The organism is Ideonella azotifigens (assembly GCF_006519715.1).
In the GTDB taxonomy this organism is placed as follows: Bacteria; Pseudomonadota; Gammaproteobacteria; order Burkholderiales; family Burkholderiaceae_C; genus Ideonella; species Ideonella azotifigens.
Genome location: NZ_VIDT01000174.1, coordinates 1 through 8,940, shown reverse-complemented (window position 1 = coordinate 8,940; position 8,940 = coordinate 1). Strand labels below are relative to the sequence as shown.

General features: G+C 67.3%; 11 protein-coding genes. All 11 read right to left on the bottom strand.

Translation table 11 applies throughout. From position 1 onward, the window contains the following. Positions 1-130 precede the first annotated feature (130 nt). Genes flgL through flgB form a run of 11 tightly spaced genes read right to left on the bottom strand, consistent with a single transcriptional unit; the run spans position 131 to position 8,869 of the window. Positions 131-1,042: a flagellar hook-associated protein FlgL gene (gene flgL, locus FKP22_RS12785; RefSeq protein ID WP_141287871.1), complete on the bottom strand. Its 912-nt coding sequence runs from the start codon at positions 1,040-1,042 to the stop codon at positions 131-133. Between the two features lie 19 nt (positions 1,043-1,061). Next, positions 1,062-2,438: a flagellar hook-associated protein FlgK gene (gene flgK / locus FKP22_RS12780; RefSeq protein ID WP_141287870.1), complete on the bottom strand. Its 1,377-nt coding sequence runs from the start codon at positions 2,436-2,438 to the stop codon at positions 1,062-1,064. A 43-nt stretch (positions 2,439-2,481) separates the two neighbouring features. Further along, positions 2,482-2,853, bottom strand: a complete 372-nt coding sequence (locus FKP22_RS12775) for a rod-binding protein (protein ID WP_141287869.1) — start codon at positions 2,851-2,853, stop codon at positions 2,482-2,484. Then, the gene (locus FKP22_RS12770; protein WP_141287868.1) at positions 2,853-3,983 is read right to left on the bottom strand and encodes a flagellar basal body P-ring protein FlgI; all 1,131 of its coding nucleotides are present in this window, start codon (positions 3,981-3,983) and stop codon (positions 2,853-2,855) included. The genes FKP22_RS12775 and FKP22_RS12770 overlap by 1 nt, the downstream gene beginning before the upstream one ends. Before the next feature lie 13 nt (positions 3,984-3,996). Then, entirely contained in the window at positions 3,997-4,665 is a 669-nt protein-coding gene (flgH, locus tag FKP22_RS12765; protein WP_141287867.1) for a flagellar basal body L-ring protein FlgH, read from the bottom strand. 1 nt (position 4,666) lies between these two features. Continuing rightward, a complete protein-coding gene (gene flgG / locus FKP22_RS12760; protein WP_170200875.1) occupies positions 4,667-5,455 on the bottom strand; it encodes a flagellar basal-body rod protein FlgG in 789 nt (262 codons plus the stop codon). A 34-nt stretch (positions 5,456-5,489) separates the two neighbouring features. Beyond that, on the bottom strand, positions 5,490-6,215 hold the full coding sequence (locus FKP22_RS12755; protein WP_141287866.1) for a flagellar basal-body rod protein FlgF: 726 nt from the start codon (positions 6,213-6,215) through the stop codon (positions 5,490-5,492). 10 nt (positions 6,216-6,225) lie between these two features. Then, on the bottom strand, positions 6,226-7,413 hold the full coding sequence (locus tag FKP22_RS12750) for a flagellar hook protein FlgE (RefSeq protein ID WP_141287865.1): 1,188 nt from the start codon (positions 7,411-7,413) through the stop codon (positions 6,226-6,228). 22 nt (positions 7,414-7,435) lie between these two features. Continuing rightward, positions 7,436-8,092 (bottom strand): flagellar hook capping FlgD N-terminal domain-containing protein, encoded by a 657-nt coding sequence (locus FKP22_RS12745; RefSeq protein ID WP_141287864.1) that lies wholly within the window; start codon positions 8,090-8,092, stop codon positions 7,436-7,438. A gap of 2 nt (positions 8,093-8,094) precedes the next feature. After that, positions 8,095-8,505: a flagellar basal body rod protein FlgC gene (gene flgC / locus FKP22_RS12740; RefSeq protein ID WP_141287863.1), complete on the bottom strand. Its 411-nt coding sequence runs from the start codon at positions 8,503-8,505 to the stop codon at positions 8,095-8,097. A gap of 1 nt (position 8,506) precedes the next feature. Then, complete coding sequence (gene flgB / locus FKP22_RS12735) at positions 8,507-8,869, bottom strand: flagellar basal body rod protein FlgB (protein WP_141287862.1); 363 nt, start codon at positions 8,867-8,869, stop codon at positions 8,507-8,509. Between the last annotated feature and the right edge of the window lie 71 nt (positions 8,870-8,940).

The window sequence follows — 8,940 nt, the reverse complement described above, 5'->3', positions numbered from 1 at the left end:
GGCGCCGGTCCGGCCCGCGGCGTTGGCCGAAGACGAAGAAGGCGTGCCAGCCGGCGAGGTCGGCCGCAGCAGGGTCGACGGGTCCAGGGAAAGCGTCTGCATAGGCCGTCAGTCTGGCGGATTCACGGCATCACATTGCGTTGAACAAGGACAGTTCACTGACCTTGGCGTAGGCTTTCTGGGTCGCCTGCACCGCCGTGGTGTAGCCGTTCAGCAGGACGGCCGCCTGGTTGTAGTCCAGCTGGCCCAGCGTCAATGCGGCCTGCTGGTTGGACAGGCTGATGCTGGCGTGGCCGCCGTCCAGCGTGTCCAGCATGTTCTGCGCGCCGCCCAGCTTGGAAATGCGTGCGCTGACCGAGTTCATCGCGCTGTCCAGGCTGGTCAGCCCCGTCTTCAGCGTGGCCTGGACTGTCGCGTCGTTGACGTTCACGCCCGGTGTGCTCAGCGTCTGGATCATCAGGTCCAGCTGGTTCAGCAGCCCGGCGGACTCCGGCAACACGACGTTGGCCGCCTGCGTCACGCCATTGCCCACCACCACCTGCTGCAGCGCGCCGTTGCCGGTGTAGCTGTAGCGGCTGCCGGCGGCGGCGCTGCTGTTCAGCGTCACGGTGGCCGTGCCGGTGGCCGTGCCGGAGAACAGGTAGCGGCCTTCCTGGTCGCGGCTGTTGCTGGTGTCGTAGAGGCTGTCGCGCAGCGCGGTCAGCGAGCTGGCCATCGCGGCCACGTCGTCGGTGGTGTTGCTGCCGTTGGTGGCCCACAGCAGCAGGTCGCGCGCCTGCTGCATGTCGTCGGTCATGCTGGTCAGCTGGGCCTCGTTGTTCGACAGCCGCGACTTCAGCGCCGAGATGTTGCTGCGGTACTGCGTCAGCGCGGCATCCTCGCGCGTCAGGCGCGACAGCCGCACGCTGGTCACCGGGTCGTCCGACGGCAGCTGCACGCGCGCGCCGGTGGACATCTGCTCCATGATGTGTTCGAGCCGCTCGTTGGCCCGCTGCAGGGCCGTGTTCATCGTCGTGTGGTACTGGGTGCTGGCAATGCGCATGGTGTGGTCTCCCGGGGGCTCAGAGCATTTGCAGCAGGCTGTCGAACAAGTCGTTGGCCACGGCGACCACCTTCATGTTGGCCTGGTACATCTGCTGGTACTGCATCAGGTTGATGGCTTCCTCGTCCTCGTTGACGCCGCTGGTGGCCTTCCAGTTGGCATCGGCCTGGTCGCGCACGGTCTGCGCGGTGTCCATCGCCGTCTGGTTGGACTGGCTGGCCATGCCCACGCGGCCGACCAGCTGGGTGTACACATCGCCCAGCAGCACATTGCCCAGCGAGCTGATGGCGACCGGCTGCTGCTTGAGCGCGATCAAGGCCTGCAGCTGGTCGCTGTTGCCCGGCTCGGTGGCACTGCCGGAAAGGCCCAGGTCTGCGGCCTGCAGCGTGGGGTCCACGCTCAGCATCGCGGTGCTGCTGGTCGGGTCGAAGCTGAACATCGGCTTGCCGGCCGCACCGCTCATCGTGTAGCCGGCGCTCAGCACGCTGTTCACGCCGTCGGCCAGGCCCTTGGCCATGTCCTGCAGCGACTGCACCATGGGCTTGAGCTGCTGGCTTTCGAAGTCCGCCAGGCCGCCCAGCTCGCCGCCCATCTGCGTGGTGTTGACGCCAAAGCTCTCGCTGGCGAACTTCAGCGCCATGACCTGGCTGCCGTCGGGTTGGGTCGTCAGCGTCAGCGCCGAATTCAGCTGGCCGACCACCAGCGGCTGGCCGCCGGCCAGCGAGACATTGGCGCTGCCGTCGGGCTGCGTCACCACCTGCAAGCCGACCAGCGAGGACAGGCTGTCGATCTTCTGGTCGCGCTGGTCGATCAGGCCGGAAGCGTTCACGCCATCGGCCTGGGCCGCGGCAATGCGCTTGTTCAGGCCGGCAATGTCGGCCGCCTGGCTGTTGACCTGCGTCACCAGGTCCTGGCGCTGCTGGCTCACCGCGGCCTGCTGGCTGGACAGCGTCTGGCGCAGGCTGTTGAAACGCTGCGCCAGCGCCTGGGCCGCGCCGATCACGCCATCCCGCAAGGGCGTGGACGTGGGCTCCACGCTGGCGGCGTTCAGCGACGCGAAGAAGTTGTCCAGCCCGGTGGCGATGCTGGCGTCGTCGTTGCCCATCACCTGCTCCATCTGGGTCAGGTAGGGCTGGGCCACGCTGTGCTGGCCGAGCTGGGTGTTGGACTGCCAGAGCTGCAGGTTCTTGTAGCTGTCGCTGAAGCGGAACAGCGAAGGCGAGGCCACGCCGTCACCCGCTGCAGCCACGCCGCTGCGCGACGGTTGCACCGAGCGCAGCAGCACGCCCTGGCGGGTGTAGCCGGCCGTCATCACGTTGGCGATGTTCTGGCTGGTGGTGTTCAGCGCGACCTGCGCCGCCTGGGCGCCTGACAGGGCGTTGGTGATGAGCGTCATGACAGCGTGGCGTGAAGAGAAGGAGGGAAGCCGGCCCCGGAGTTCAGGGCTTGTCCTCAGAAGAGGCGACCGGTGGCAGTGCGGACTTAAATGACGAGGCAGCCGACGGCATCACCTGCCGCAGCATCAGGTCGGCAATGCCAAACGCGCCCTGAGTGGCCAGCTGGTCGGCCACCATCGTGTCGGCCATGTCCAGCATGTCCTCGCCGCTGCGCTCGGTCTCTTTCTCGTCGCTCAGCACGCGGCTGCTGCGCCGCATGTCGTGCAGCATCTGGCCGATGAAGTGGCTCTCGAACTGTTGCGCGGCCTGCTTGGCCGCGGCCTGCATCGGGTCGGGTCGCGCAGGCTTGACGGCAGCGGCGAAGCTGTCCGGCAGCGCCAGGTCCGTCGTGGGGTGGATCGGCAGCATGGGCATCAGATCACCTCCAGTTCGCCGTCCAGCGCGCCGGCCTGGTCCAGCGCCTGCAGGATGGACATGATGTCGTCCGGCGTCGCACCGGTGGCGTTCACCGCGTCGATGATGGCCTGCAGGTTGGCGCCCGGCGCCCACTTGAACATGTGGGCCTGGCCCTGGTCCACGCTGACACGCGAGTTCGGCGTGACCTGCGTCTGGCCCTGGCCAAAGGCATTCGGCTGGCTGACCTGCGAGCTTTCGGAGATCACCACCTTCAGCGAGCCGTGCGAGACCGCGGCGGGCCGCACGCGCACGCCATCGGTGATCACCACGGTGCCGGTGCGCGAGTTGAAGATCACCTTGGGTCGGCCCAGGCCGGACTCGATGGTCATCGCCTCCAGCTGCGCGACAAAGGCCACGCGCTGGGTCGGGTTCATCGGCGCCTGGACCTCCACGCTGGTGCCGTCGCGCGCGGTGGCAATCGCGCCCCAGCGCTTGTTGATCGCGTCGACGATGTTGGTCGCGGTCTGGAAGTGTGGCCGGCGCAGGCTCAGGCGCACGCTGGGGTTCTGGTCGAAATCGGACTCGATCTCGCGCTCGATGCTGGCGCCGTTCGGGATGCGGCCGGCCGTGGGCGTGTTGATCGTGACGCTGGAGCCGCTGGCGCCCTGCGCCGTCATGCCGCCCACCACCACGTTGCCCTGGCTGATCGCGTAGACCTCGCCATTGGCCGCACGCAGGGGCGTGAGCAGCAGCACGCCGCCACGCAGGCTCTTGGCGTCACCCAGAGAGGCGACGGTCACGTCGATGGTCTGGCCCTTGCGGTAGCCCGGTGGGAAGCTGGCGCTGATCATCACCGTGGCCACGTTTTTGGACTTCGCGTCCACGTTGTCCGGCAGCTTCACGCCAAACTGCTTGAGCATGTTGTTGACCGACTGTCCGGCGTACTTCACCTGCGTGCTGTCGCCGCTGCCGTTCAGGCCCACCACCAGGCCGTAGCCCAGCAGCTGGTTCTCGCGCTGGCCCTCGATGCTGACCAGCTGGCGCAGCGGCTGGCCGGCCGGCTCGGCGGCGGTGCGTGTCGCGGCATGGGCGCCGGCCAGCAAGAGGCTGGTCAGCAGGGGGGCGAAGATCCAACGCAAAGCGGTCATGGGTGATCTCTTTTTAGAACGGCATCCAGGGACTGGCGAAGAAGCGACTCAGCCAGCCTGCGTTGTTGGTGTCGGCCAGTGCGCCGCTGCCGGCGTAGGCAATGCGGGCCTCGGCCAGGCGCTGCGACGAGACGCGGTTGTCCGGCGTGATGTCGGCCGCGCGCACATAGCCGCTCAGGCGGATCATTTCCTCGCCCTGATTGAGGTACAGGCTTTTCTCGCCCTGCACACGCAGCAGGCCGTTGGGCATGACCTCGTGCACGATCACCGTGATGGCGCCCTGCAAGGCGTTCTGCTGGGTGCTCGCGGCGTTGCCGGCGAAGTTGTTCTGGCTGCTCAGGCCGATGTCCGTCTTGAGCGCCTTGCCAGCCAGCGTGGCCGGCGAGATCGACACATCGCTGTTCTTGCCGAAGCTGGTGTTGGCCTTCTTGCTGGCCTGCGTGGTTTCGTCCAGCAGCACGGTCAGCACATCGCCGGCATGGAAGCTGCGCACGTCGGAGGTCAGCGACCAGCCGTTGTCGGCCACGAACACGCCCCCCGAGCTGCCGCGGCGCGGCGCCTGCTGCACCAGCGGCAGCGGCGATGGCGGCGTCAGCTCCGGCGCCTTGGGCGGCTCGATGCCGGCGCAGCCGACCAGCAGCGCCGCGCCTGCCATCAGCCCTGCAAGAACAAGCGCACGCATCTCAGCGCACCGCCTGCGCCAGGGACTGCAGCATGTTGTCGGCCGCAGACAGCACCTTGGTGTTCATCTCGTAGCTGCGCTGCGCCGCGATCATGTCCACCATCTCTTCGACTACCTGCACGTTCGAGCCTTCCAGCGCGCCCTGCTTGAGCTTGCCGAATGCGTCGGTGCCGGGGTTGCCGGTGGTCGGCGTGCCGCTGGCGGCGGTTTCCTGGAACAGGTTCTCGCCGCGTGCCATCAGGCCGGCCGGGTTGATGAAGCCTGCCAGCTGCAACTGCCCGAGTTCGGTCGGTGCGGTGCTGCCGCCTACGGTCGCGGTCACCAGGCCGGACTCGGAGATGGACACCGCGGTGGCCGTGGCCGGCACCGTGATTTCGGGCTGCAGCGACAGGCCTTGCGAATTCACCAGCTTGCCTTCGGCATTGACCTGCAGCTGGCCGGCGCGGGTGTAGCCGGTCTCGCCATTGGGCATCGCGACCTGCAGGAAACCGTTGCCGACGATGGCCACGTCCAGGCTCTGGCCGGTGGTCTGCAGGTTGCCGTTGGTGAACACCTTCTGCGTGCCGACCACGCGCGTGCCGGTGCCCAGCATGGTGCCGACCGGCGAGGTCGTGCCCTCGGCCTTCTGGGCGCCGGGCTGGCTGTCGACCTGGTAGAACAGGTCTTCCAGCATCACCCGGTCGCGCTTGAAGCCGACGGTGTTGACGTTGGCGAGGTTGTTGGCAATGGCCTGCAGCTTGGCGTCTTGCGCCTGCACACCGGTCTTGCTGATCCACATGGCGGGATTCATAGGGAACTCCTGTTTGAATTGAGGAACCTGAGGTTCAGTCGCGGATCAGCCGGTTGCCACTGTCGGCCATGCTGTCGGCGGCGTGGAACAGCTTCATCTGGATCTCGAAGTCGCGGTTCAGCGTCATCGTCGCGACCATCTCCTCGACCGCGCCGACGTTGCTGCCTTCGACGAAGCCGCCGTGCACGCGCACGCTGTCGTCGCTCTCCAGCGTGTCGCCGCGGCGCGAGACGATCAGCCCGGCTTCGTTCTTGACCACGTCCTTGGCCTCGGGCTTGACCAGCTTGAGCTTGTCGACCACCTGCATGGCCTCTTCGCCCGCCGGCTGGATGGAGATCGAGCCGTCGCTGGCGATCTCCAGCTTGCGGTACGGCGGCAGCACGATGGGGCCGCCTTCGCCCATCACCGGCCGGCCATTGACCGTCAGCGCGCCGTCCTCGGCCAGCTGCAGTTGGCCAGCTCGCGTGTAGGCCTCGCTGGCCCCGTACTGCACCGTCAGGTAGCCGCCGCCCTGCAGGGCCACGTCCAGGTCGCGCCCGGTCGGCTTGGCCGTGCCTTCGCGGGCCGACACGCCATTGGCCTGCAGCTTGTTCAGGTGGCGCGCGTCGTAGCCGAAGCCGCTCACCGTCTGGCTGGTGGCCAGTTCCATGTCGGCCTGGAAACCGGAGGTGTCCAGGTTGGCCAGGTTGTTGGCGTGCACCTGCTGGGCCCGCAGTGCGCGTTCGGCACCGCTCATCGCGGTGTAGATCAGGGCGTCCATGCGGCTTGCCTCAGACGGCCTGGAACAGCGCCTGCATCATCTCGCTCTCGGCGGAGATGACCTTGGTGTTGGCCTGGTAGTTGCGCTGGGCGGACATCAGGTTGACCAGCTCGCCGGTCATGTCCACGTTGGACTGCTCCAGCGCGCCCACCGTCAGCGAGCCCGCCATGCCGGTGCCCGGGGCGTAGTACAGCGCCTGGCCCGAGGCCTGCGAGGCCGTCCAGCTGGTATCGCTGGTGGGGGTCAGGCCGTCTTCGCTGGGGAAGGTGGCCAGCGCCAGCTTGGCGATGGTCTGCTTCTGGCCGTTGCTGTACTGGGCCAGCACCGAGCCGTCGTCGGAGATCGTCGTGCCGGTCAGCGTGCCGGAGGCATAGCCGTCGGCGGCGTTGACGCTGTTGGTCGCTTCGCCGGCGTACAGCGTGGTGCCGGTGTAGTCCACGTCGATGCTGAGCGCGCTGGCGCCGTCCGGCGTGCCCAGTGCCAGGGTCACCGCGCCGGCCGGCGCGGTCAGCACGCCGTTGGTGCTGAAGCTCAGCGTGTTGGTCGTGCCCAGGTCGTTGCCGTCCATCGTGTAGTGCACGTCCACCGCGTTGCTGCCGGACTTGACGAAGTACTGCGTCATGGTGTGCTGGGTGCCCAGCGAGTCGTAGACCACCGAGACCATCGAGCTGTTGAAGGTCTGCGCGTCGGTCTTGTCGAAAGGCGTCAGCGTCGGCGTGGTCCAGTCCTTCGACATGTTGGCCACGTACGAAAGCTTGCTGCTGGCCTTGGCGGCGATCTGGCCGCTGGGCACGCTGATGTCGCCCATCGCACCCAGCGCGGTCGAGCCCGGCGTCACCGCGTAGCCCTGGACCTTGCGGCCGCTGGCGTCGACCAGCATGCCGGTCTTGTCGACCACGAAGTTGCCGACGCGGCTGTAGCTCATCAGGCCGGTGCTGTCGCGCAGTGCGAAGAAGCCGCGGCCCTGGATGGCGGCGTCCAGCGAGCGGCCGGTGGACAGCGTGCTGCCGCCGGTGCCGATGCTTTGCGTCAGCGAGCCGATCTCGGCGCCGGTGGGGCTGGAGCCGGCCACCATCGCGCTGAAGTTGGCACGGCTGGACTTGAAGCCGTAGGTGCCGGAGTTGGCGATGTTGTTGCTGATGCTGTCGAGCTGGGTGTTGACAGCATTGATGCCGGACAGGGCGATTTCGAAGCTCATGGTCGGGACTCCTTCAGGACGTTCAGGACTTGCCGTTGAATTGGGAAATGTTGCCGGGCGAGACTTCGCCCAGGTGGCTGACGGTCAGCGTCATGCCGGCGGTGGACAGGCGGATGTTCTGGATCCGTCCGGTCACCGCGACAGCCGGCGTCGCGCCGCTGGTGGTCTTCACCGCGATGTCGTAGGTGCCGGCCGGCAGGCCCAGCGCGACCGGGTCCAGCGTCAGCGAGACCTCGCCAATGCCTTTGCTGCCCAGGTCCACGTTGTGCTTCACGCCGTCGGCGCCGGTCAGCACCAGCGTCGCGTTGTTCTCGGCGCTGGCAAGCGTGAATTTCGCCGGCACCGTGCCGGAGGCGTCCAGCTGCACGTGGTCGGTCACCACGTCCACGCTGTTGCCGACCTGGTTGCCCAGTGCCAGCGTCTGCAGGCTGTCCAGCAGCGTGTTGGTGGCCGCACTTTGGCTGCTCAGCGACTGCAGCGATTCCATCTGGCTCAGCTGCGTCAGCTGGTTCACGAAGTCGCTCGGGTCGTTCGGCTCCAGCGGGTTCTGGTTCTGGATCTGCGCCACCAGCAAGGTGGTGAACAGGTCGGTGCCGCTGCCGTTGGCGCTGACCAGGGCGTTGGACAGGGCGCTGGTGCTGCCCGTGCTTTGCGTCTGGGTGGTGAGCGTGTCACTCATGCTCATGCCTCCCCAAGCCGCAACACTGACTGCTGCATAGACCGCACCCGGCCCAGCACTTCGACGTTGGTCTCGAAGGCCCGCGAGGCGGCCATCATGTCGGTCATTTCGGCGACCGGGTTCACGTTCGGATAAAACACTTTGCCCTCCTCGTTGGCCATGGGGTTCTCGGGTTCGTAGGCTTCGCGCAGCGGCTCGGTGCTGCTGACGACGTCCAGCACCTGCACGCGGGCACCGGCGCCGCTGTCGCGGCCCATCACGGCTGCGAAGACCGGCTTGCGGGCGTGGTAGGCGTCGGTCGCGTTGCTGGCGGCGGACTGGGCGTTGGCCAAGTTGCTGGCGACGGTGTTGAGCCGCACGGTCTGGGCGGTCATGGCCGAGCCGGCGATGCGGGTGATGTCGTGGAATGGCATGTCACTGTCCTGCGATGGCCTTGGCGAGGCCTTTGAGCTGCATGTTCAGAAAGGTCAGGCTGACCTGGAAGTCGCTGGCGTTCTGAGAGAATTCGGCCTGTTCCACGCCCAGCTCCACGGTGTTGCCGTCGGCCGAGGGGTGGTTGGGCACCCGGTATTTCGCCGAGCCGTCGCTGTCCAGGGACAGGCCGCTGGCCTCGTCGGCGGTGGCGCTCTGCAAGGCCGCGCCGAAGTCCAGGTCGCGGGCCTGGTAGCCGGGGGTGCTTTCGTTGGCCAGGTTGGCGGCCAGGACCTGTGTCCGTTCGGCGCGCAAGCGCAGCGCCTCGGGGTGTGTGCCCAGGGCCTTGGTGAAGTCGATGCTCATGCGATTCCTTTGTTCAGGACGACGGTCAAACGTGAAGTGGGGGCTGGCCTGCCTGCCGCTGCTGCTGTCTG

Bases quoted from the DNA above. Each gene is read 5' to 3' on its own strand.
- flgK (WP_141287870.1), bottom strand. From the start codon at position 2,438: ATGACGCTCATCACCAACGCCCTGTCAGGCGCCCAGGCGGCGCAGGTC.
- FKP22_RS12745 (WP_141287864.1), bottom strand. From the start codon at position 8,092: ATGAGTGACACGCTCACCACCCAGACGCAAAGCACGGGCAGCACCAGC.
- flgB (WP_141287862.1), bottom strand. From the start codon at position 8,869: ATGAGCATCGACTTCACCAAGGCCCTGGGCACACACCCCGAGGCGCTG.
- flgL (WP_141287871.1), bottom strand. From the start codon at position 1,042: ATGCGCATTGCCAGCACCCAGTACCACACGACGATGAACACGGCCCTG.
- FKP22_RS12775 (WP_141287869.1), bottom strand. From the start codon at position 2,853: ATGCCCATGCTGCCGATCCACCCCACGACGGACCTGGCGCTGCCGGAC.
- FKP22_RS12750 (WP_141287865.1), bottom strand. From the start codon at position 7,413: ATGAGCTTCGAAATCGCCCTGTCCGGCATCAATGCTGTCAACACCCAG.
- flgG (WP_170200875.1), bottom strand. From the start codon at position 5,455: ATGAATCCCGCCATGTGGATCAGCAAGACCGGTGTGCAGGCGCAAGAC.
- FKP22_RS12755 (WP_141287866.1), bottom strand. From the start codon at position 6,215: ATGGACGCCCTGATCTACACCGCGATGAGCGGTGCCGAACGCGCACTG.
- FKP22_RS12770 (WP_141287868.1), bottom strand. From the start codon at position 3,983: ATGACCGCTTTGCGTTGGATCTTCGCCCCCCTGCTGACCAGCCTCTTG.
- flgH (WP_141287867.1), bottom strand. From the start codon at position 4,665: ATGCGTGCGCTTGTTCTTGCAGGGCTGATGGCAGGCGCGGCGCTGCTG.
- flgC (WP_141287863.1), bottom strand. From the start codon at position 8,505: ATGCCATTCCACGACATCACCCGCATCGCCGGCTCGGCCATGACCGCC.